Genomic DNA, 22,609 nt, shown 5'->3' with positions numbered 1-22,609 from the left:
GGTTGAACCAATGATAGATGGCTTCGCGCCGCCGATCAAGCTGCGGTCGGCAGCGCCTTCGCGCGTTCGGCGTCCTGAAGCTGGCGCCAGGCGATCTTTCCGGTGGCCGACTTGGGCAGCTCCGCCACGAACTCGATCAGCCGGGGGTACTTGTAGGCGGCCATGCGGTTCTTCGACCATTCGATGATGTCGGCCTCGCGCACCCGGCCGGCCAGCGCGTCGCGCAGCACCACCACGGCCTTGACGGTTTCGCCGCGGTAGGGGTCGATGGCGGCGATCACGCAGGCTTCGGCAATGGCCGGGTGCTCGTGCAGCATCGCTTCCACCTCGGCCGGCCAGACCTTGAAGCCCGAGGCATTGACCATGCGCTTGAGCCGGTCGACGATGAAGAAGTAGCCCTCTTCGTCGCGCCGGCCCAGGTCGCCGCTGCGCACGAAGCGCTTGCCGTCGATCTCCAGGCTGGCCGTGCGCGTGGCCTCTTCGTTGCGCCAGTAGCCGACGAAAACCTGCGGCCCCGCCATCACGATCTCGCCCACTACGCCCGGCGGCAGCTCGGCGAGCGTGTCGGGGTCGATGATTCGCAGGTCGGTGTTGAACAGCGGCACGCCCAGGCACTGGCGCTTGAACGCGGCCGGCGGGTTGCCCGACACGTGCGCGGTTTCCGACAGGCCGTAGCCTTCGAGAAAGTCCAGCCCCGTCAACGCCTTCAGCCGCTCGCCCACCGCCTCGGGCATGCCCGCGCCGCCGCCGCCGATGCGCCGCACCGAGCTCAGGTCGTATTCGGCCAGGCGCGGGCTGGCGAGAAAGTCGATCACCATCGTGGGCATAGCGGTCCAGTGGCTCACGCGGTGGCGCGCGATCAGTTCGGCCGCCTGTTCGCGGTTCCAGCGCTGCATCAGCACCAGCGTGCCGCCGCCGTAGATGGGCGCATTCAGCAGGTTCTGCATGCCGGTGATGTGGAAGTACGGCAGCGCCACCAGTTGCACCGAATGCGGCACCAGGCCCATCCAGTGCGCCACGATGACGGTGCTGGCCGTGAGCGTGCGGTGCGTGTGCATGCAGCCCTTGGGCGCACCGGTGGAACCCGAGCTGTAGAGAATGAGCGCCAGTGCATCGGGCAGGTGCTCCAGCGGAGTGGCGTGGCCCGAGGCCGCGGCGAGCACGCGGCGCAGGCCGATGGTGCGGGCCAGGTGGTGCGCCGGTTCGGGCTGCGCCTCGGCCGGCCCGGGGTTGCCCACCACGATCACGCGGCGCAGTTGCTGCGCGGCGGGCACGGCCAGCAGTTCCGCCACGTTGTCGGCGCCGCAGAAGGCCGCCACCGCATCGGTGTCGCTCAGGTAGTGCGGCAGCTCCTCGCGCTTGTTCATCGGGTTCACCGGCACCACCACGGCATTGATGCGCAGGACGGCGTAGTAGGCGGCGATCCAGCCGCGCCCGTTCTGCATGTAGATGAGCACGCGATCGCCGCGTTGCACGCCCAGGTCGTTCTGCAGGAAGGCCGCGATGCGCTCCACCTGCTCGACCAGCTCGGTGTAGCTCAGGCTGCCGAAGTCGTCGACCAGCACCGGGCGTTGCGGGTAGCGCATGGCCGACACCTGCAGGTTGGCGTACAGGTTGGTGGGCGGAATGTCGATGTCGCGCGGCAGGCCGCGCGGCCACGTGCTCAGTTCATGCGGGGTCATTCTGTTTTTCTCTTTCTGGCGTTCGTCGTCGCGCGCCACCGGTCCGGTCGCAGCAGACGGCGCAAGCCGACTTTGCGAACCTCGCAGGGAGGTTGCGATTCATCGACAAGCGCTTCTGCCTGTTGATTTAATTTGGTTGAACCAATGATAATGATGGGACCGAGCCAGCGTCAAGCGCGCCGAGCCGCAGGCGTCGGTCGATTTCATGGTCCCGCAAAGGGAAGAACACGGAGCAATCAATGAGCATCAAACGACAGGCCTGCATCGCGGGCGCTTTCGAACACCCCACGCGCAAGGCGCCCGACAAGACCGTCGCGCAGCTGCATGCCGAATGCGCGCGCGGCGCCCTGGCCGACGCCGGCCTCTCGCTGCAGGACGTGGACGGCTACTTCTGCGCCGGCGACGCGCCCGGCCTCGGCCCGCTGAGCATGGTCGACTACCTGGGCCTGAAGGTGCGGCACGTCGACACCACCGACACCGGCGGCTCCGCCTACCTGATCCAGGTGTCGCATGCGGCGCAGGCCATTGCCGCGGGCAAATGCAACGTCGCGCTGATCACGCTGGCCGGGCGCCCGCGCAGCGAGGCCAGCAGCGTGGGAACGGGTCCGCGCAACGTGACCGCGGCCACGCCCGACGTGCCCTGGGAGATGCCCTATGCGCCCATCACGGTGAACATGTATGCGCTGGCCGCAGCCCGCCACATGCACGAGTTCGGCACCACCAGCGAGCAGCTCGCGTGGATCAAGGTGGCCGCCGCCGCGCACGCGCAATACAACCCCCACGCGATGCTGCGCGACCCCGTCACGGTCGAGGAAGTGCTGGCCTCGCCGATGATTTCCGACCCGCTGCACAAGCTCGACTGCTGCGTGGTGAGCGACGGCGGCGGCGCGCTGCTGGTGGTGCGCCCCGAGATCGCGCGCGCACTCAAGCGCCCGGTGATCAGCGTCCTGGGCGCGGGCGAAACGGTGAAGGGCCAGGCCAACGGCCAGGTCGACCTCAGCTACTCCGGCGCGGCCGTCTCGGGCCCGATCGCCTTCGCCGAGGCGGGCGTGACACCGGCGGACATCCAGTACGCATCGATCTACGACAGCTTCACCATCACCGTGCTGATGCAGCTGGAAGACCTGGGCTTTTGCAAGAAGGGCGAAGGCGGCAAATTCGTGATGGACGGCAACCTGATCTCCGGCATCGGCAAGCTCCCGTTCAACACCGACGGCGGCGGCCTGTGCAACAACCACCCGGCCAACCGCGGCGGCATCACCAAGGTGATCGAGGCGGTGCGGCAATTGCGCGGCGAAGCGCACCCCAAGGTGCAGGTGCCCAACTGCGGGCTCGCACTGGCACAAGGCACCGGCGGCCTGCTCGGCTCGCGCCACGGCAGCGCCACCCTGATCATGGAGAGAAGCTGATATGACCACGATGTCCCAAGACCGCCCGCTGGGCGCACCGATCGTCGATGCCGCCACCGAGCACTACTGGAATGCAGCCAAGGAAGGCGTGCTGCGCATCAAGCGCTGCACCGCCTGCGCCAGGATCCACTGGTATCCGCGCGCGCTGTGCCCTTACTGCCTGGGCGACACCGAATGGGAAGACGCCTCGGGCCTGGGCACCATCTACAGCGTGAGCGTGACGCGCCGCGCCGGCCCCATCGCCTACGCCATCGCCTACGTGACGCTGGACGAAGGCGTGACGATGTTGACCAACATCGTCGACTGCGACCTCGATGCGTTGCGCATCGGCGACCGGGTGAAGCTGAGTTTCAAGCCGGCCGAAGGCGGCTTCGCCGTGCCGATGTTCACGCCGGCCTGAACCTGCGCCGAACGAAAAAATGCCGCAGCATGCTGCGGCATTTTTTCGGCGCTGCGGAAGGCGCCGGCTAATCGGCCTTGATGTTCGCCTCGCGGATCACCGAGGTCCACGTCGCATATTCCTCGGTGATGCGCGCGCCCAGTTGCTCGGGCGTGCTGCCGGTCGCGGCGGCGCCCGCGGTCTCGAACTTTTCCTTCACCTCCGGCAGCGCGAGCGCCTTGACGATGGCCTCGTTGAGCTTGGCCACCACCTCGCGCGGCGTGCCGGCCGGCGCGAACAGGCCGAACCACACCTCGGGATTGAACCCCGCCAGCGTGTTCGCAATGGGCGGCGCGCCCGGCGCCAGCGGCGAGGGTTGCAGCGAGCTCACGCCCAGCAGCCTCACCCTGCCGTCCTTGATGAACGCGTTCATCTGCGACGAGCTGGTGCTCAGCAGCAGCTTCGATTCGCCGGTGAGGATCGCCTGCGTGGTCGGCGCCTGCCCCTTGTAGGGAATGTGCGTCATCTGGATGCCGGCGCGGCGGCTGAAGAGCTCGGTGGCCAGGTGGCCGAACGAGGCCGGCCCGGCGGTCGCGAAGTCGAGCTTGCCGGGGTTGGCCTTGGCGTAGTCGATCAGCTCCCGCACCGTCGTGGCCGGTACCGAAGGATTGACCACCAGGATCATCGGCTGCAGCGACACCAGCGAGACCGGCGCAAAGTCTTTCAGCGGGGCGTAGTCGGCGTCTTTCGATACCTGGGGCGAGATGACCAGTCCGTTGTTGGGGAACAGCAGCGTGTAGCCATTGGCCGGCGCCTTGGCGACGAACTTGGTGCCGAGCACGGCCGACGCACCGGCCTTGTTCTCGATGATCACGGGCTGCTTGAGAAAGCGCTGCATCGGCTCCTGCAGCACGCGCGCCAGCACGTCGGTGGTGCCGCCCGGGGGGTACGGCACCACGATCGTGATCGGCCTGGTCGGAAAGTCCGAGTGCGCAGGTTGCGCGGATTGCGCGGATTGCGCGATACCGGCCTGCGGCAGCGCCATCGCCCCCGCGGCCAGCAGCGCGGCCCACAGCGCCTTCGACAGGCGCTTCAACTTGCTCTTCATCTCGTTGTCTCCTTTTTTTATGAACGGACTTGCGGCTCAGCCGCGCACGTGCAGCGTGCGACTCTCCCGCAATGCGGCGATGCGTTCCTCGCTCAGTCCCAGCAGGCTGCCGAGCAGCGCCGGGCCGTCGCCGCCGAGCGCGGGCACGCTGTTGCGTGCGTGCGCGGCGGTGCGGGCGAAGCGGAAGGCGGGGTTCGGCACCTGGAACGGACCCGAGCCGTCGTCGATGGTCTGGAAGGCCTGGCGCTCCTGCAACGGCGGCAACTGCATGGCTTCGCGCACCGTGAAGTAGCGCGAGCACGGCACGCCCGACGCGTTCATGGCCGCCTCGCACTCGGCCGCGCTCTGCGGCGCGGCCCAGTCGTCGAGCAGCTGCATGAGCTCGCCCCAGTGATGCTCGCGGTCCTGGCTCACAGCAAAGCGCGGGTCGGTGATCCACTCCGGATGGCCGGTGCAGCGCGAGAGCGCCTCGAAGTTGAGCTGGCTCACCGGCGCGATCAGCAGGAAACCGTCTTTCGCCTTGGTGGGCCGGTAGAGCGGCCGGCGGCGCTCGGCCGGGAACTGCGCCTCCTGGCATTCGTAGACCAGCATGCCCAGCATGGCGTCCATCAGCGACAGGTCGACATGGTCGCCCTCCCCCGTGCGCGCCGCGCGGTACAGCGCGCTCTGAACCGCACCGAAGGCCAGCGAGCCGCCCAGCACGTCGGCTACGAAGATGCCGTTCTTCAGCGGCCGCTCGACGTCGCCTTCCTGGTAGTCGAGGTTGGCCATGTCGTAGCCGCTGGCCGCGTGCAGCACCGGCGCATACGCGCTGCGGCCGGCCCAGGCGCCCTCCTGGCCGAAGCCCGAGATCGAGCAATAGACCAGCTTGGGGTTCAGCGCCGAGAGCGACTCGTAGTCCAGCCCCAGGCGCTTCATGACGCCGGGGCGGTAGTTCTCGACCAGCACGTCGCACTTGGCGACCATCTCGCGAATCAGCGCGATCGCCTCGGGCTTCTTGAGGTCGAGCGCCAGGCTTTTCTTGCCGGCGTTCAGTTGCGCGAAGTAGGTGCTCCGGCCCTCACGGCGCGGTGCGCGCAGGCGGATGTAGTCGCCTTCGGGCGGCTCGACCTTGATGACCTCCGCACCGAGGTCGGCCATGAGGCGCGTGCAATACGGGCCCGACATCATGGCGGTGAAGTCGAGGACGCGCACGCCGTCGAGAATGCCGGGCTTGGCGGCGGGGGTGGTGCTCATCGGGGGGCCTTGTTCATGCGAGGTTCGATTCGGACACCGCGAGGCCGGCGAGCCGGGCGCCGCCGAGTGCATCGAGGTAGGCGGCATGCGCGCCCGCATCCCGGGCGTAGCGCGCCAGGTAGGCGGCAAAGGCCTCTTCGCTCGCGCTGGCCTTCACGTAGTCCTTCAGGTGGCGTTCGTCGGCGCGGTAGAGCGTGGGCGACGACGTCGGGTGCGCGCCGTAGGGCGCCTCCACCACGGCATCGACCATCACGCCGGGCAGCTTGGTCAGGTGGTTCGAGCGGCGAATGGTGTCGCTCGACACGATGCGGTCGACCGAGACGATCACATGGCGCGAGGCCTGCGCGAGCATGGCGTCGAAGAACGGCGTGGCCAGGTACTGCACGTTGCCGTATTCGTCGGCCTGCTGGGCATGCAGCAGGCACACGTCGGGCTTGATGGCGGCGGCGGCCAGCATCTTGCGCTCGCCGGGCTTGGAGGGCAGCGGCCAGTAGTGCTCGGGCGTGTGGCGCGGCAGGTCGGTGCCCAGGTCGGGAATCGCCGTCCACGGCATGTCGCAGATGCCCGCGCGCAGGCCGCCCGCGATGCCCGGGCCGTCGAGCTCGTACACCTTCAGCGTGCCGGCCTCGGCCTGGCGGCGAAAGTGCGGCGCCAGGCCGAACTGTTCGAAGCTGATGAACACGCAGGCCGTGCTGCGCGCGCAGCCTGCGCCGATCAGCATGTCGGGTGCGATGGAGCCGGGCGCCGGAATCAGGTCGAGGTTGCGCGCGCCCTTGCGAATCAGCGCGCGCACCAGCGCCATCGGCTGGCCGTTGAAGATCCAGCCGCCCAGGCCGACCTTGTCGCCGTCTTTCACGACGGCCACGGCCTCGTCGAGGGAAATCAGTTTGCTTTTGTTGCTCATGGGGAGGTGCCTCTTCAGGGGAACTTGCGGCGCAGGGTTCCGCGGATGTCGATGCGGGTGCGAAGAAGCCGCAGCTCCTCGGCGGTCGGCAGCACGGTGACAGGCGGCGTGCCGTCCACGCGCATCTCGAAACCGGTGGCGGCCTGGATCTGGTCCAGCGTGACGCCGGGGTGGACCGAGCGCACGCGCATGGCCTTGGTGACCGGCTCGAAGTCGAACACGCCCAGCGGCGACACCACGAGCTTGGGCCCGCCCGCGGGCAGTCCGGCTTCTTCGCGGGAGTTGCCGCCCTCCATGTGGCCGGGGCCGCACAGAAAATCGACACGCGGCACGAAGGCGCTCTTGTCGTGCCGCGTCAGGGCCACGTAGAAGCGCTTGGCCAGGCCGCACAGCGCGCTGATGCCGACCGTGCCGGGTCCGCGCACCTTGGGCTTGGCGTGGTCGCCGACCACCACGGTGTTGATGTTGCCGAAGCGGTCGACCTGCAGCGCCGAGAGAATCGCGAAGTCGAAGAAGTGGATCTTCCAGTCGATGAAGTCGATCATGTTCGGCAGGTCCATCCAGGCCTCGGAGGACTCGATGTTCTCGGAGTCGGCGGTGGACAGCAGGTGGTCGCGCACCGGGTTGACCATGCCGCCGGGCCCCGAGATCCACCAGAGCCTGGGTGCCTGGATCTCGCGCGCCAGGTTGCAGGCGGCCAGCTGGATGTCGGAGTTGGTGCCGATGATGACCTTTTCGCCATCCTCGAAGTCGCGTGCCAGCAGTACCGCGAGAAACTCGCCGGTAGACGGCTTGTCGTCTGTTTGCATTGTTTGCTTCATTTTGGTTGAACCATTGCAAAATGGTAGAAGCCGCGCCGGGGCCTGTCAAGCGGGATTGGCCGGGCTGGGCGCAAAAAAAGACCGCATGCCCTGCGGCATGCGGTCCCGGCGGCGGCGCTTGCGCGTCGCGGAAATCAGCGGACGGTTTTGGCGGCGGACTTTGCGGCAGGCTTTGCAGCGGCCTTTGCGGCGGGCTTTGCGGCGGGCTTCTTCACTGCCGGCTTCGCTGCCGTCGACTTCACCGCCGGCTTGGCACGCGCCCTCGGCGTCGCGGGCGCCTCGTCCTCCGGCTCGTCCACGGCCTTCGAGAGGTAGCTGCGCTGCAGGCGCTTCAGGATGGACTCCATTTCCGCCACGGCGGCGTCCGAATCCTTGGCGGCGAGGTGCTTCAGGAAGCGGCGGCGCGAGGGCAGTACATAGGCGTTTTCATAGTGCCCCACCTGCCCGATGAACTCGGCCAGCACGTTGAGCACGCCGTTCATCACGATCACCATGATGGGGTTGCCCGTCATGCGCGCGAGGATGCGGTGGAACTCCAGGTTGGTGGCGGCGCGCGCGGGAAAGTCGTCCTTGCGCGTGGCCTCCTCGGCGGCATCGATGTTGTCGCCCAGCGCCTCGATGTCGGCCGGCGTGGCTCGCGCGCAGGCCTCGCGCACGAGGATCGACTCGAGCCAGATGCGCGCCTCGGTGAGCTGCGCCGGCTGGATGGCGCCCATGTGGTACATGTCCATCAAGCCCGTGGCGATGGCGTCTCCGCTGCGCCCGCTGATGAAGGCGCCGCCGCTGGCGCCCTTCTGCAAGCGGATCAGCCCGGCATGCTCCAGCGAGCGCAGCGCCTCGCGCAGCGTGTTGCGCGACACGCCGAACTGCTCCGACAGCGCGCGCTCCGACGGCAGCCGCGTTCCCACCTTGAGCCGGCCTTGCGAGAGCTCGTTGCGGATCTGCTGCGCGATCTCCTCGAAGGCACGCGCGGAGCGTATGACCTTGAACTTGGCGGCCGACGCGGGCGCGCCGGCCGGCAGCTCGGCTTGAGCCTGGGCCTGGGCCTGGGCCTGTTGCGAATCTTTGGTGCTCATGGCGATCCCCTGAAAAATTGTAAAAGTTGGACCTTTGAGCCAATGATAAATGCGGGTCTTTTCCTGCCCGCGGTTTTCCTCGCTTCCCAACTGATAATAGAATGGTTCGACCATTGATTTCATTTCGGAGACGACAGATGCCGCAGCAGAACCTGCCCAGCGACGAAGAACGAGCCATGTTGCGCGACTCGGTGCGCGGCTTCCTGGCAAGGCACTGGCCCGCCGCCACCGCCGTGGAATGGGCCAAGGACCCCGGCCGCGTGCAGGAGGCCTGGCGCCAGCTCGCCGACCAGGGCCTGACGGCGCTGGGCACCGACGCGAGCGAAGGCGGCCTGCGCGAGATCGCCATCGTCATGGAAGAAATGGGCCGCGCGGCCTGCCCGGTGCCGGTGCATCACGTCGCGCTGCTGCACCTGGCTCGCCCGCGCACGGCCGCAGGCGACGAGCCCGCCCTGCTCGATGCGGCGCGCACCGGACAGGCACGCGTGGTGCTGGCGCTCGGTGCCTTCGACGGCGACCGCAGCGCGGGCGCCGCCACCGTGGCCGGCAATGCCGTGTCGGGCGAACTGTCGTTCGTCGAGCTCGCGCACGGCGCCACCCACTTCGTCGTGGCCGTCACCGGCCCCGCCCTCGCGATCATCGACGCGACAGCGCCCGGCGTGCGCATCGACGCCACCCCCGCGATGGGAACCGACGGCCTGTGCCGCATCACCCTTTCCGATGTGGCCGCGACACTCGTCGACATTCCGGTGCAGGCGCTGCACGACCTGCAGCTCATGGCCCGGCTCGCGCTGTGCGCCCGCGCGACCGGCGCCGCCACGCGCGCCTTCGAGATGGCCGTGGCCTATGCCGGCGAGCGCAAGCAGTTCGGCCGCCCGATCGGCAGCTTCCAGGCCATCCAGCACAAGCTGGCGGACAACCAGATCGCGCTGCTGGGCGCGCGGCTCACGCACGCCAACGCCGCGCGGCAGCACGACATCGGTGCCGGGTCCTGGCGAGTGTTCGTCTCGTCGGCCTGCGCGCTCGCGGGCGCCACGCTGCGCAGGGTGGCGCTGGAGACCCAGCACACCTTCGGCGCGATCGGCTACAGCGAGGAGCACGAGGCGCCACGCCATTTCAAGCAGGTGCACCTGGACGTGCTGCGCCACGGCGGCGCCCGCCTGGCCAGGGAGGAGCTGGCGGAGCACTTTCTCGGCGAGGTGCCGAATGCCTTGCCGGAGTACGACCTCGGCCCCGAAGGCAATGCCTTTCGCGAGGAAGTCCGCGCCTGGCTGAATGTGCACTGGCCGGCCGGGCGCAAGGCCGCGCACGACCGCCTTCCCTTCAAGCAGCGCGAGCACGATCGTGCATTCGCGCGCGAGCTCGGCGAGACCGGCTGGATCGGCCTCGGCTGGCCGCGCCGCTTCGGCGGCCAGGCGCGCGGCGCCTTCGAGCAACTGGCCTTCGTCGAGGAAATGGAACGCGCCGAGGCGCCCCGCGCGGGCGCGCCGGTGCAGTCGGCCATGCTCCACGTGCACGGCACGCCGGCGCAGCAGGACCGCTACCTGCCCGAGATCCTGCGCGGCGAAGCGATCTACGGCATGGGGTACAGCGAGCCCGACGCGGGCTCCGACCTGGCCTCGATGCGCACGCGCGCCGTGCGCGACGGCGACCACTACGTGATCAACGGCCAGAAGATCTGGACCACCACCTACTGGGGCGAGTACATGCTGCTGGCCACCCGCACCGACCCCGATGCCAGTCCGCCGCACGCCGGCCTGAGCCTGTTCATCGTGCCGATGGACACGCCCGGCATCACCGTCAAGACCTCCACCACGATGTACGGCGGCAGCTTCGCCAACGTGTTCTACGACGACGTGCGGGTGCCCGCCGACGCCATGGTCGGCGAGCTCAACGGCGGCTGGAAGGTGCTGGTGGGCGCGCTGGCCACCGAGCGCGGCTTCATCGGCGGCGGCATCGTGATGAAGGTGGCGCATGCCTTCGAACTGCTGTGCGACCACATCCGCGGCGCGCAGCTGGACGGCCGGCCGATGCGGCGCGACCCGCTGGTGCGCGAGCGCATCGGCGAGCTCGCCGCGCAGATCGAGGCCGGCCGCCAGATGATGATGCACTGCGCCGAATGCGTGAACGCGGGCGAGACGCCGCTGCACGACGCGGCGGCCAGCAAGGTCTATTCGGGCGAACTCATGGAGCGCTTCGGGGAAGTGGCGCTCGACATCCTGGGCATGGAGGGCGCGCTTTCCGAGGGCAGCCCGGGTGCGGTGCTGCAGGGCCGCATCGAGCAGAACCTGCGGCATTCGCTGATGTGGGTCATCAGCATCGGCACCAACGAGATCCAGCGCACGCTGATCGCCCAGCGCGGGCTCGGCCTGCCGCGCTGAAGCGCGCGGCAGTCTCGGCGCCGGCGCGTCGGCGTGCCTTGTGCGGGTCGGCGCCGATTGATCATTCGAACCACATTATGTATGGTTCAACCAATTCAATATTATCAGGAGACAACCCGATGAATCCGTCCCGCCGCCGCACTTTGAACACGGGCCTGGGCCTGCTGGGTGCCGCCGCACTGGCGCCCTTCGCCCGCGCCGAGCAGCCTTACCCGAACAACGTCATCAAGTTCATCATTCCGACACCGCCGGGCGGCGGCCACGACACGATGATGCGGGTCATCGGGCAAAAGCTCACCGAGGCCTGGGGCCAGCCGAGCATCGTGGAGTCGAAGGCCGGAGCCAGCGGCGCGATTGCCGCGGCCAGCGTGGCCAAGGCGGCACCCGACGGCTACACGCTGCTGGTGAACTACAGCGCGTTCATCAGCAACCTGGTGCTGCAGCCCACGCAGATCTACAAGATGTCCGAGTTCGCGCCCGTCAGCATGCTGGCGCTGACGCCCATCGCCATCGGCGTGCGCGAATCGCTGGGCGTGACCACGCTGAAGCAGCTGGTCGACCTCGCCAGGTCGAAGCCCGGCAAGATTTCCTACGGCTCGTACGGCCAGGGGTCGGGCGGCAACTTCGTGGGCGAGCTGCTCAACATGGCGGCCGGCATCGACACGGTGCACGTGCCCTACAAGGGCGAGGCACCGGCGCTGCAGGACCTGATCGGCGGGCAGATCGACACGGCGGTGGTCTCGCTGGGCGGCGTGTCGCGCTACCCGGGCAAGATCCGCGCGCTGGCAGTGGCCAGCCCGACCCGCTTTCCGCTCTACCCCGATGTGCCCACCTTCGCCGAGGCGGGCTTTCCGGCCGTGAACATGCCGGGCTTCGGCGCACTCTTTGCGCCGGCTGCCACGCCCAAGCCGATCCTCGACAAGCTCACGGTGGAGATGGCACGCATCCTGAAGATGCCCGACGTGGTGTCCAAGCTGCTCGAACTGGGCTTCGAGCCCGTGGGCTGGGCCCCCGAGAAGCTCACGCGCTTCCTTGCCGAGCAGCTCACGCTGACGCAAAAGCTGGTGGCCACGGGGCGCATCAAGCTCTGAGCGCGGGCGCGGGCTCGCTCAGTCCTCGATCCAGCGGCAAGCCTCGTCGGTCGCCGCGCGCGCGGTGCGAAAGCGGTTCGCCGGATGCGCCGGGTCCTCGTAGCCGAACGAGATGCCGCACACCACCTGCCGGTCTGGCGGAATCTCGAACCAGCGGTGCAGGAACTTCGCGCGCGACGCAATCGCAGCCTGCGCGATGCTGGCCATGCCACGGCTGCGCGCGGCGAGCATGAAGTTGCTGACGTACGCGCCGCAGTCCAGCACGCCGTAGGTGCCGAGCACCGCCTCGGTGGTGATCAGCGCCATGTGCGGCGCACCGAAAAATCCGAAGTTGAGCGCAGCCTGCCGCGCGGAGGCCTCGCGGTCGCCGTGCGCAATGCCCACGCTGTCGTACAGCTGGAAGCCGCATTCGCGGCGCCGATCGCGGTACGCAGGGCGATCGTCACCGAATATTCTATGGTTGATCCATTCTAAAGGTCTTTGCCCAAAACCTTTGCGCTGCGGGAAGTCCGACCTTAGCATTGGTCCTACCAATTTGGTCATCCAAAGTGGACACACCACCTGCCGTGTCCCCCGCCCCACAAGGAATTTGCGCCCATGCTCTCGCACGAAGACAACGAAACGCTGGTCCGCGTCGGCCCCGACACCCCGATGGGTCGGCTGATGCGCCTCTACTGGATTCCCTTCCTGCCCACGCGCGACCTTCAGGTCGACGGCCAGCCGCAGCGCGTGCGGCTGCTCGGCGAGGAGCTGCTGGCCTTTCGCGACAGCGAAGGCCGCATCGGCCTGATCGACCACGCCTGCCCGCACCGCGGCGCGCCGCTGGTGTTCGGGCGCAACGAAGACTGCGGCGTGCGCTGCATCTACCACGGGTGGAAGTTCGGCGTCGACGGGCATGTGCTCGACACGCCCGCCGAGCCCGCGCAGAGCCGGCTCAAGGAAACGGTGCAGATCAAGAACTACCCCTGCCGCGAGCGCAACGGCATCGCCTGGGCCTACATGGGCCCCGACCGCGACAACCTGCCGCCGCTGCCCAACCTCGAATGGAACCTGGTGCCCGAGGAGAACGTGTACATCAGCTTTCGCGTGCAGGAGTGCAACTGGCTGCAGGCCGTGGAGGGCGAGATCGACTCGGCCCACGCGCCCATCCTGCACGGCCGCATCGACGCCCAGGGCGCCATCAGCGACTGGACCGCCAAGAAGGACCTGCGCCCCACCTTCGAGTGCAAGCGCCAGGACTTCGGCATGAGCGTGGCGTCCCGCCGCGTCCTCGACGAGAACACGCACTACTGGCGCGTGAACCAGTTCATGCTGCCCTTCTATACGCTGGTGCCGCCGCAGTCGCAGTACCCGGAGCTCAGCGGCCACGCCTGGGTGCCGCTGGACGACGAGCACACGCTGTGCATCATGTTCTCGTACCACCCGACGCAGAAGTTCTACGAGAAGACGCGCAAGCTCTTCGACAACGGCCACGCGGGGCGCGAAACCGGACACCCCAGCGTCAACGCCTACGCACCGCGCCCGCCCACCGAGCCCTACGCGAAGTACTGGACCAGGTTCAACCTGCAGAGCGCGTTTCTCTTCAACTACGACGCGCAGACCAAGACCTGGTTCTCGGGCCTGCCCGGCCTGTGGGTGCAGGACGCGGCCTGCCAGTCGGGCGTGGCCCCCATCTACGACCGCTCCAGGGAGCACCTGGGCATGAGCGACACCGGCATCGCCATGACGCGCCGCCTGCTGCTGGAGACGGTGCGCAACCTCTCGGTGCGCGAGCAGCGCCCGCCGCGCATCGAAGACCCCGACCTGCCGATGGTGCGCGCGGTGTCGCTCACCGTGCCGGCCGGGCAATCGTGGAGCGAGTCGGGCCGCGAACTGATGACGGCGCGCCTCGGCGCGGACTTCGGCTACACGCCCTGAGCGGGACACGATGAACAGCACACCCCCGATCCGGCTTCGCCTGCGACAGATCAGGCTGGAGGCCGAGGGCATCGCCTCCTACGAATTCGTGCCGGCCGGCGACGCGCCCCTGCCCGCCTTCACCGCCGGCGCGCACATCGACCTGCACCTGCCGCAGGACATGGTGCGCAGCTACTCGCTGGTGAACGCACCGTCGGACCAGGGCCGCTACGTGATCGCGGTGCAGCGCAACAGCGAAGGGCGCGGCGGCTCCGCATGGATGCATTCGGCGCCGCGCGTGGGCGATCTGTTTCGCGCCACGCCGCCCGGCAACGACTTCGCGCTGGCCGAAGACGCGGCGCAATCGGTCTTCATCGCGGGGGGCATCGGCATCACGCCGGTGCTGTCGATGCTGCACCGGCTGGACGCGCTCGGGCGCCGCTGGCGCCTGCACTATGCGAGCCGCTCGCCGCAGCAGGCCGCGTACATCGACGCATTGCAGGCGATGGACGGCATAAAAAACGGCCTGGGCGAAATCGACCTGTGCTTCGGCTCCTTGCGCACCGACCGGCTCGACATCGCCGCCATCGTGCGCAATGCCCCGCCCGAAGCCCACCTCTACTGCTGCGGACCGGCGCGCATGATCGACGCCTTCATCGCGGCCTGCGCCTCGCACGCGCCGCACACGGTGCACTTCGAGCGCTTCGCCGCCAGCAGCGAGGCCGCCACCGAAGGCGGCTACGAGGTGGTGCTGAACCGCAGCGGCCAGCGCCTGACGGTGGCGCCGGGCAAGACCATTCTGGACACCCTGCTCGACCATGCCATCGACGTGACCTACGCCTGCACCGCCGGCGTGTGCGGCACCTGCCGCACGCCGGTGATCTCGGGCGACCCCGACCACCGCGACGACTTCCTGAGCGCGCAAGAAAAGCAGTCGAACGACACGATCATGATCTGCTGCTCGGGTTCGCGCTCGAAGACGCTGGTGCTCGATCTCTGAACCGGAGGCACGCCATGCCGACAAGACTGGAACCGACCGCCGAACCGCACGAAGCCAGCGGCAGCCACGGCGTGATCGCGGGCATCCTCGCCTACCTGCGCGACCGGCGCCTGCAGCCCGGCGACCGGCTGCCTTCGGAGCGCGACCTGGCCGAGCGCCTGGGCGTGGGCCGCAACGCGGTGCGCGAGGCGCTGGCCACGCTGGCCACGCTGCGCATCGTGGAGTCGCGGCCCAACTCGGGCATCTACCTGCGGCACGTGGAGCGCGAGAGCAGCTTCGAGGCGCTGGTGATGCTGGCCGACATGGGCGCCACGCCCACGCCCACCGAGGTGGCCGAGACCATGGAAGTGCGCGCGCATCTCGAAGTGCTGGCGGCAGGCCTGGCCTGCCAGCGCCGCACCGATGACGATCTGACGCGCATGGAACACGTGCTGCGCCGCACCGACGAAGTGCTGGCGCAGCAGGGCAACATCGCCGCGGCGGACACCGAGTTCCACATCGCGCTGGTCGATGCCACCCACAACTCGGTGCTGGTGCGCGTGCTCAACGCGTTCTACCGCTTCACCGGCCGCCGCCGCGAGGCGATGTTCGCCGACCTGGCGCAAGGCAAGGCCTCGCTGCGCGAGCACCACCGCCTGCTGGCGCACATCCGGCAGCGCGATTCGGCCAAGGCGCAGTTGCTGATCCTGCGGCACATGGACCGCGCCCGCAGCTACTGGTCGGCCGTGCTCGGCGACTGACCGCACCCCACCCTCGATTCGATGAAAAAACCAGGAGACCTCCGATGACCGCCCCCCCTTTCCCCCGCTTCCACCGTCGCGCCCTGCTGTGCGCGGCCTGCCTGTCGCTCGCCGTGCCGGCTTTCGCGCAGAGCGCTTTTCCCCACAAGCCGATCCGCATGATCGTGCCCTACGCCGCCGGCGGAAGCACCGACCAGCTCGCGCGCGCCGTGCAGCAGTCGATGAGCGAGACGCTGGGCCAGCAGGTCATCGTCGAGAACAAGCCCGGTGCCGGCGGCACCATCGGCGTGGACTACGTGGCCAAGGCCGCGCCCGACGGCTACACGCTGGTGTTCGGCAACACCGGGCCCAACGCGGTGGTGGCGCTGATGCGCAAGGTGCCCTACGACCAGGCCAAGGACCTGCGCTCCATCTCCACCGTGGCGATCACGCCGATGATCCTGGCCGTGCCGGCCGACAGCCCCGCCAGGACGATGAAGGAATTTCTCGCCTACGCCAAGAAGAACGGCAACACGCTCAACATAGGCTCGGTCGGCAACGGCTCGCTGTCGCACCTCACGGCCGAATACTTCAACGAGGCGGCCGGGCTGCGCATGCAGCACATTCCCTACAACGGCGGCGCGCCGATGATGACCGCCTTCGCGGGCGGCCAGCTGCAGGCCGCGTTCGTCACCGGCCTGGACGGCGCCACGCTCGTCGCTTCCGGCAAGGTGCGCTACCTCGCCGTGGGCACGCCGAAGGCCACCGACACCGTGCCCGGCCTGGCGGCCATCGCCGACGACGTGCCGGGCTTTCGCAGCTCGGCCTGGTTCGGCGTGCTCGCGCCCAAGGACACGCCCGACGACGTGGTCGCCAAGCTGCATGCGGCCATCGTCGCGGCGGTGGCGCGCCCCGAGGTGCGAAAGATGTTCTCCGAGCGCAACGTCGAGGCGCGCAGCAGCACGCCGGCCGAACTCGACAAGCTCATTCGCGACGAGACCGCCCAGTGGGGCCCGGTCGTTCGCAAAGCCAACATCCAGATGTGAGAACACCCTTCATGCTCGACAACCTCGAAACCGATTTCCCCGAACACCAACCCCGTCCCGCCGGCGCGCCCCAGGCGCTGGCCGGCATCAAGGTCGTCGACTTCACCCACTTCATCGCCGGCCCGTTCGCCACCATGATGCTGGGCGACATGGGCGCCGACGTCGTCAAGATCGAGGCGCCCGGCCGCGGCGACGACTTTCGCCAGTACCCGCCGGTGCACCCCGACCTGGCGCAGGGCGCGCCCTTTCTCTGGTCGAACCGCAACAAGCGCAGCGTGGCGCTGGACCTGAAGACGCCCGAGGGCCTGGAGGTGGCGCGCGCGCTGGTCGCCACGGCCGACGTGGTGGTCGAGAACTTTTCCGCGGGCGTGATGGCGCGATTCGGCCTCGACTACGAGAGCTGCCGCAAGACCAACCCCGAGCTCGTCTACTGCTCGGTGTCGGCGTACGGCCGCGACGGCGCCTTTGCCGACCGGCTCGGCTTCGACCCGATCGCGCAGGCCGAGAGCGGCTTCGTCTCGATGAACGGCTACGCCGACCGCGAGGGCGTGCGGGCGCTGTCGCCGGTGATGGACATCAGCACCGCCATGATGGCGTGCAACGCGATCCTGGGCGCGCTGGTGGCGCGCGAGCGCACGGGCAAGGGCCAGTCGATGGAAGTGGCGCTGTTCGACAACGCGGTGCTCATGACCGGCTATGCCACGCTGCAGCACGTGTTCAGCGGCGCGGAGCCGCAACGCCACGGCAACACCAGCCCCGACACCTGCCCCTCGGGCGTGTTCGAGGCCAGCGACCGGTCGTTCTACATCAACTGCGGCAACAACAAGATCTTCCAGCGGTTGATGGCGCAGGTGCTCGAGCGGCCCGACGTGGCCGAAGACCCGGCCTTCGCGACCGGGCGCGAGCGCACGCTGCGGCGCGACGACCTGTTCGCGCTGCTGGGCAAGGCCTTCGCCGAGCAGCCCTGGTCGCATTGGCAGGGCCGCATGCGCGCGGCCGGCGTGCCCTGCGGCGAGGTTCGCACCGTGGGCGAGGCCATCCGCTCGCCCGAGGCGCGCGACCGCCGGCTGGTGACGCGCATCCCGCATCCGAGCGTGGGCTGGGTGCCGAACATGGCGCTGCCGATCCGCTATTCGCACACGCCCATCGCCGACCCGGTGGCGGCGCCCACCGTCGGGCAGCACACGCAGGAGGTGCTGCGGCAGACGCTGGGCTACGACGAGAGCCGGCTCGCGGCACTCGCCAGCGCGGGCGCGTTCGGGCCACCCGCGGTGCGGCACGAGACCGCCGCCGCGCCGGCATGACGCCGCGCTCGCTGCGCGGCAGAGTTGCCGTCGTGGGCATCGGCGAAACCACGTACCACAAGCACGGCCAGTCGCCCGACGCCGAGTTCAAGCTCGCGCTGAAGGCCATCCTGGCCGCCTGCGCGGACGCCGGCCTCGACCCGCGCGAGATCGACGGCTTCGCCTCGTACAGCGACGAGCGCAGCGACCCCTCGCGGCTCGCGGCGGCGCTCGGCACGCGACAGTTGCGCACGGCCACCATGCAATGGGGCGGCGGCGGCGGCGGCTGTGCCGCGGCGGTCGCGAACGGCGCGGCGGCCATCGCGGCCGGGCTGGCCGAGTGCGTGGTCGTGTTCCGCGCGCTGGCGCAGGGGCAGCACGGCCGCTTCGGGCAGGTCGCCGGCAGCCACACCGTCTCGGGAGAAAAGGCCTACCTCATGCCCTACGGCGTGCTCTCGCCGCCGCAGCGCTTCGCCATGCGCGTGCGCCGCTTCATGCACGAACACGGCGTGAAGCAGGAGGCGCTGCGCGCCATCGCGCTGGCCTCGTACCACCATGCGCAGGCCAACCCGCGCGCGGTGATGCACGGCCGGCCGCTCGACGCCGACACCTACGACGCTTCGCGCTGGATCGCCGAGCCCTTTCATCTGTACGACTGCTGCATGGAGAACGACGGCGCCGCCGCCGTCGTGCTGGTGGCGGCCGAGCGCGCCAAGGACTTCGCGCAGAAGCCGGCCTACCTGCTCGGCGCGGCCAGCGGCTCCGGCTACCGAACCGGGGCCATTCCACACAATTCGCCGGCCTACGGCAGCGCGAGCTTCGACACCGTGGCGCCCGATCTGTACCGCATGGCCGGCATAGGGCCGTCCGATGTCGGGGTGGTGCAGAGCTACGAAAACTTCACCGGCGGCGTGGTGATGGCGCTGGCCGAGCACGGCTTCTTCGAGCCCGGGGAGGCGAACGACTTCCTGACGCTGGACAACCTCACCGCGCCCGCCGGCCGGTTGCCGCTCAACACCAGCGGCGGCAACCTGGCCGAGTGCTACATGCACGGCTTCGAGCTGGTGCTGGAGGCCGTGCGGCAGGTGCGCGGCACCTCGACCAGCCAGGCCGCGCGCAGCGACGTGGCGCTGGTCATCGGCGGGCCGATGGTCACGCCGGTGAGCAACCTGCTGCTCGCATCGGAGAACGTGCTGTGAACGACGCATCGACAACCCCCTACCTCCCCGCGGGCCTTCCCGTTCCGGTGCCCGAGCCCGACGGCCTGTCCGCGCCGTACTGGCAGGGCTTGCGCGAAGGCCGGCTGCGCGTGCAGCACTGCGCGCAGTGCGGCACCTGGCAGTTCGGCCCCGAGTGGCTGTGCCATCGGTGCCACGTCTTCGACCCCGCCTGGGAAGACGTCGCGCCGCGCGGGCGCATCTTCAGCTGGGAGCGCGTGTGGCACCCGGCACACAGCGCGCTCAAGGCACGCGGCGCCTACCTCGTGGTGCTGGTCGAGCTGCCGCATGCGGGGCAGGTCCGCATGGTCGGCAACCTGCTCGGCGACCCGATGCAGGACGTGCGCATCGGCACGCAGGTCGAGGGCGTGTTCGAGCAGCACGCCGATGCGCAGCCGCCTTTTGCGTTGCTGCAATGGCGCTGCGTGCAGGACGACGGCACATGACCACAAGCACCCCCATGAACCAACCCACCCCGCACGACCCGAACAACACCCTGCCTGCCGCGCGCGGCCCGCTGGCCGGCCTGAAGGTGGTCGAATTCGCCGGACTCGGACCGGGCCCCTTCGCCTGCATGCTGCTGTCGGACATGGGCGCGGATGTGGTCACCATCGACCGGCCGGCGCGCAAGTTCGCGGACCGCACCGACATCACCGGCCGCGGCCGCACCGTGGTGCTCGCCGACCTCAAGAACCCCGCGCAGCGCGAAGACGTGCTGCGGCTGCTGGACAACGCGGACGTGCTGGTGGAGGGCTTTCGGCCCGGGGTCATGGAACGCCTCGGCCTGGGTCCCGACGCGGTGGCGCGGCGCAACCCCCGGCTGGTCTACGGCCGCATGACCGGGTGGGGCCAGGAAGGGCCGCTCGCGCAAGCCGCCGGCCACGACATCAACTACATCGCGCTGACCGGGGCGCTCCACGCGATCGGCCCGGCGGGCGGTGCGCCGGTGCCGCCGCTCAACCTCGTCGGGGACTACGGCGGCGGCAGCCTCTACCTGGTCGTCGGCATCCTGGCGGCCCTGCACGAGGTTCGCCGCTCCGGCCGCGGGCAGGTGGTCGACGCCGCCATCACCGACGGCGTGAATTCGCTGATGAGCCTGTTCGCGACCGGCGCCCTGCGCAGCACGTTCACCGAAGCGCGGGGCAGCAACGTGCTGGACGGCGGCGCGCCCTACTACGGCACCTACGAAACCGCGGACGGCAAGCATGTGTGCATCGGGCCCATCGAGCCGCAGTTCTTCGCCGAGCTGTGCGAACGCCTCGAGGTGCTGCCCGCGTTGCGCAACGCGCAGAACGACCGCGAACGCTGGCCCGAACTTCGCAACGAACTCGGTCGGATATTCCGCTCGCGCACCCGCGACGCATGGACCGCGCTGCTCGAGGGAAGCGACGCCTGCTTCGCGCCGGTGCTTGCATTGAGCGAAGCCCCGCAACACGCCCACCAGCTTGCACGTGGCGCATTCGTCGAGCTCGACGGCGTCAGGCACCCCGCGCCGGCACCACGCTTCTCGCGCACGCCGTCCGCCATCCAGGGGGCCGCGCCCACGCAAGCCCGCGCGGCGGAGGAAGTACTCGACCGATGGCTCGCGCCGGGTGCTGCACAGTCCTCATAGCCCCCGGAACGGCCAAACCGAAGACTGCTCGGCCGGCGTGCGCTGCCGCACGGCCATGTAGTTGCCCGGGGTCACGCCGAAGCAGCGGCGGAACCAGCGCGAGAAATGGGCCTGGTCGGCAAAGCCGCACTGCGCCGCGACCTCGGCCGCGGCCCAGCCTTCGCGCAGCAGTCCCTTGGCCCGGCCGATGCGCGCAAGCCGCGCGTAGTGGGCGGGCGTCATGCCCACGGCCACGCGAAACAGGCGATGGAAGTGCTCGCGCGACACGCCCAGCCGCTGCGCCAGCGCACCGGGGTCGATGCGGCAGGCGTCCTGCGTGGCAAGGGCCTGGCACACCGCCTCGACGCGGGCGTCGCCGATCTGCCGCCGGACGGCGACCAGCCCGGGGCCGGTCTGCGCGCGAACGATCCGCGCCAGCAGGCGGCCAGCCTCGCGGCCGTCTTGCGTGCCCGCAGCGGTGGCCAGTGCCTGGGCAGTGGCTTCGTCCCTCCACACCCCGCAACGCAGAACGCCTCTTTGCGCATCGGGCCAGCCGAGCCGTGCGGCCACCCATTCGTGCGGCACGTACAGCATGACCATGCGAAAGCCCTGTGCGCTGACGCCGGCCGTGTGCAGCATGTCGGGGGCCATCAGCACCAGGTCGCCGGCTTCGGCCACCTGCCGTTCGCCCGCGCAGGTGAATTCGCAGCGGCCTTCCAGGATGGCGCCCACGCTCCACTCCGCATGCCAGTGCAGGTCGAAATGCGCCTGGGGGTCGGCGGCGAACATCGCCTCGACCTGCGCGCCATCGTCCATCGGCAGGCTGACGACATGGGAAGCGACGGGCGCGATCGGCGGGTTCATCCCGCGAAGGTTATCGCCATGCAAGCGCTCACGCAGCGACGGCGCCGCGCACGGTGATGCCCATCCAGCCTGCGCTGGCGGTGGTCGCGCGCACGTCGCCGAGCAGGGCCAGTTCCTCGACCGGGTGCGCGTGGAATTGCAGCGTGGCGGTGCCGCCGCTCCAACCCGACTCGACGCGCTCGACGATGTCCGCGCGCAGGCAACGCGGGATTGCCACGCTGCCCGGCTGCGTCAGGTCGGGCCAGCCCACAGCGCCGACGGTCGGCGCGGCCAGGAAGCCCAGGCGCTCGGCCGTTTCGCCCGTGAGCGTCACCGAGGCATCGACCAGCCGCCGCTCCTTCACGCTCAGGCTCGCGCCCAGCCGGCTGCCCGCCGACAAGGGCGCGGCGGCGGGGTGGATCAGCGGCAGGCTGCGCGTGACCCAGGTCTGGCCGATCTTCTTGGGCCAGCCCTGGAGCCATCCGCGCAGCATCGAGATGTCCTGGTCCACGTAGATGAGCGGGCAATGAAAGCGAGGAATTTCGCCGGGCCCGGCCGCCACTTCGAGCACGACGATGGTCTCGCGGTACTGGGCGTAGATGGGGTCGAGCATTTCGTGCCCGTCGTCGCCGCAGGCCTGCCAGTCGGCGAAATGCACGCAGCCCCGCCCCGTGGCCGTGCCGAACGCGGGCGGCAGCAACGCGCCGCCCAAGGCGGCATCGAATTCGAAGGCGACATTGACGAGCCAGCCGGCGTAGTGCCAGGGCGGCGCCTGCACGAGCGCGCTGCGCCCGGAGGAAGTGAACGGAGGCGTGAAAGACTGCGGCATGGAAGGTCTGCGAGTTCAAGACCGCCGCACGATACGGCCCCACCCGCCGCCCGGTCTTGTACGCCAGTGATGCGCACACCGACCGACCGCTCAGCCCG

General features: G+C 69.4%; 21 protein-coding genes. 12 read left to right on the top strand and 9 right to left on the bottom strand.

Translation table 11 applies throughout. From position 1 onward, the window contains the following. Positions 1-35 precede the first annotated feature (35 nt). The gene (locus tag ACSFA5_RS21545; RefSeq protein WP_435446083.1) at positions 36-1,682 is read right to left on the bottom strand and encodes a long-chain-fatty-acid--CoA ligase; all 1,647 of its coding nucleotides are present in this window, start codon (positions 1,680-1,682) and stop codon (positions 36-38) included. A gap of 239 nt (positions 1,683-1,921) precedes the next feature. On the opposite strand from ACSFA5_RS21545, the gene ACSFA5_RS21540 reads away from it, so the two are divergent. Both ACSFA5_RS21540 and ACSFA5_RS21535 read left to right on the top strand, forming a co-directional pair. After that, entirely contained in the window at positions 1,922-3,091 is a 1,170-nt protein-coding gene (locus tag ACSFA5_RS21540; RefSeq protein ID WP_435446082.1) for a thiolase domain-containing protein, read from the top strand. A gap of 1 nt (position 3,092) precedes the next feature. Continuing rightward, complete coding sequence (locus tag ACSFA5_RS21535) at positions 3,093-3,491, top strand: Zn-ribbon domain-containing OB-fold protein (RefSeq protein WP_435446081.1); 399 nt, start codon at positions 3,093-3,095, stop codon at positions 3,489-3,491. A 67-nt stretch (positions 3,492-3,558) separates the two neighbouring features. Here the strand turns inward: ACSFA5_RS21535 and ACSFA5_RS21530 are convergent, their stop codons facing one another. From ACSFA5_RS21530 to ACSFA5_RS21510, 5 genes are all read right to left on the bottom strand, one after another. Continuing rightward, a complete protein-coding gene (locus ACSFA5_RS21530) occupies positions 3,559-4,578 on the bottom strand; it encodes a Bug family tripartite tricarboxylate transporter substrate binding protein (RefSeq protein WP_435446080.1) in 1,020 nt (339 codons plus the stop codon). Positions 4,579-4,614: 36 nt separating this feature from the next. Then, positions 4,615-5,814 carry a CaiB/BaiF CoA transferase family protein gene (locus ACSFA5_RS21525; RefSeq protein ID WP_435446079.1) on the bottom strand — a complete coding sequence of 400 codons (1,200 nt, stop codon included), beginning with the start codon at positions 5,812-5,814 and terminating at the stop codon, positions 4,615-4,617. 13 nt (positions 5,815-5,827) lie between these two features. Continuing rightward, positions 5,828-6,718: a CoA transferase subunit A gene (locus ACSFA5_RS21520; RefSeq protein WP_435446078.1), complete on the bottom strand. Its 891-nt coding sequence runs from the start codon at positions 6,716-6,718 to the stop codon at positions 5,828-5,830. A 14-nt stretch (positions 6,719-6,732) separates the two neighbouring features. Further along, positions 6,733-7,527: a CoA-transferase subunit beta gene (locus ACSFA5_RS21515; protein WP_435446077.1), complete on the bottom strand. Its 795-nt coding sequence runs from the start codon at positions 7,525-7,527 to the stop codon at positions 6,733-6,735. A gap of 146 nt (positions 7,528-7,673) precedes the next feature. Then, positions 7,674-8,615, bottom strand: coding sequence for a FadR/GntR family transcriptional regulator (locus tag ACSFA5_RS21510; RefSeq protein WP_435446076.1), 942 nt, complete (start codon positions 8,613-8,615; stop codon positions 7,674-7,676). Between the two features lie 137 nt (positions 8,616-8,752). Between ACSFA5_RS21510 and ACSFA5_RS21505 the strand changes: the two genes are divergently transcribed. Then, the gene (locus ACSFA5_RS21505) at positions 8,753-10,996 is read left to right on the top strand and encodes an acyl-CoA dehydrogenase family protein (protein ID WP_435446075.1); all 2,244 of its coding nucleotides are present in this window, start codon (positions 8,753-8,755) and stop codon (positions 10,994-10,996) included. Positions 10,997-11,115: 119 nt separating this feature from the next. Beyond that, positions 11,116-12,087, top strand: coding sequence for a Bug family tripartite tricarboxylate transporter substrate binding protein (locus ACSFA5_RS21500; RefSeq protein ID WP_435446074.1), 972 nt, complete (start codon positions 11,116-11,118; stop codon positions 12,085-12,087). A gap of 18 nt (positions 12,088-12,105) precedes the next feature. Here ACSFA5_RS21500 and ACSFA5_RS21495 read toward each other — a convergent pair whose 3' ends face one another. Further along, positions 12,106-12,609, bottom strand: a complete 504-nt coding sequence (locus ACSFA5_RS21495) for a nitroreductase family protein (protein WP_435446073.1) — start codon at positions 12,607-12,609, stop codon at positions 12,106-12,108. A 75-nt stretch (positions 12,610-12,684) separates the two neighbouring features. Here ACSFA5_RS21495 and ACSFA5_RS21490 point away from each other — a divergent pair, with 75 nt between their 5' ends. From ACSFA5_RS21490 to ACSFA5_RS21455, 8 genes are read left to right on the top strand one after another with little or no spacing between them, the layout of a single operon-like run. Next, positions 12,685-14,004, top strand: a complete 1,320-nt coding sequence (locus ACSFA5_RS21490; protein ID WP_435446072.1) for a Rieske 2Fe-2S domain-containing protein — start codon at positions 12,685-12,687, stop codon at positions 14,002-14,004. Between the two features lie 10 nt (positions 14,005-14,014). Then, entirely contained in the window at positions 14,015-14,983 is a 969-nt protein-coding gene (locus ACSFA5_RS21485; protein WP_435446071.1) for a PDR/VanB family oxidoreductase, read from the top strand. Positions 14,984-14,997: 14 nt separating this feature from the next. After that, the gene (locus ACSFA5_RS21480) at positions 14,998-15,723 is read left to right on the top strand and encodes a FadR/GntR family transcriptional regulator (RefSeq protein ID WP_435446070.1); all 726 of its coding nucleotides are present in this window, start codon (positions 14,998-15,000) and stop codon (positions 15,721-15,723) included. 44 nt (positions 15,724-15,767) lie between these two features. Continuing rightward, positions 15,768-16,748 (top strand): Bug family tripartite tricarboxylate transporter substrate binding protein, encoded by a 981-nt coding sequence (locus tag ACSFA5_RS21475; RefSeq protein ID WP_435446069.1) that lies wholly within the window; start codon positions 15,768-15,770, stop codon positions 16,746-16,748. 11 nt (positions 16,749-16,759) lie between these two features. Then, positions 16,760-18,052 (top strand): CaiB/BaiF CoA transferase family protein, encoded by a 1,293-nt coding sequence (locus tag ACSFA5_RS21470; protein ID WP_435446068.1) that lies wholly within the window; start codon positions 16,760-16,762, stop codon positions 18,050-18,052. After that, entirely contained in the window at positions 18,049-19,230 is a 1,182-nt protein-coding gene (locus ACSFA5_RS21465) for a thiolase C-terminal domain-containing protein (RefSeq protein ID WP_435446067.1), read from the top strand. Before ACSFA5_RS21470 ends, ACSFA5_RS21465 begins: the two co-directional genes overlap by 4 nt. Continuing rightward, positions 19,227-19,694: a Zn-ribbon domain-containing OB-fold protein gene (locus ACSFA5_RS21460; protein WP_435446066.1), complete on the top strand. Its 468-nt coding sequence runs from the start codon at positions 19,227-19,229 to the stop codon at positions 19,692-19,694. The genes ACSFA5_RS21465 and ACSFA5_RS21460 overlap by 4 nt, the downstream gene beginning before the upstream one ends. A 14-nt stretch (positions 19,695-19,708) precedes the next feature. Then, positions 19,709-20,860 carry a CaiB/BaiF CoA transferase family protein gene (locus tag ACSFA5_RS21455; RefSeq protein WP_435446065.1) on the top strand — a complete coding sequence of 384 codons (1,152 nt, stop codon included), beginning with the start codon at positions 19,709-19,711 and terminating at the stop codon, positions 20,858-20,860. On the opposite strand, the gene ACSFA5_RS21450 is transcribed toward ACSFA5_RS21455, so the two are convergent. Together ACSFA5_RS21450 and ACSFA5_RS21445 are read right to left on the bottom strand one after the other, a co-directional pair. Beyond that, a complete protein-coding gene (locus ACSFA5_RS21450) occupies positions 20,855-21,703 on the bottom strand; it encodes a helix-turn-helix transcriptional regulator (RefSeq protein WP_435446064.1) in 849 nt (282 codons plus the stop codon). The genes ACSFA5_RS21455 and ACSFA5_RS21450 overlap by 6 nt on opposite strands. Before the next feature lie 28 nt (positions 21,704-21,731). Beyond that, positions 21,732-22,511, bottom strand: a complete 780-nt coding sequence (locus tag ACSFA5_RS21445; RefSeq protein WP_435446063.1) for an acetoacetate decarboxylase family protein — start codon at positions 22,509-22,511, stop codon at positions 21,732-21,734. Positions 22,512-22,609: the final 98 nt, after the last annotated feature.

This window comes from Variovorax monticola, from assembly GCF_051216855.1.
In the GTDB taxonomy this organism is placed as follows: domain Bacteria; phylum Pseudomonadota; class Gammaproteobacteria; order Burkholderiales; family Burkholderiaceae_C; genus Variovorax.
Note: the sequence above shows the minus strand (reverse complement) of the source record. Positions and strands in the feature narration are given on the sequence as shown.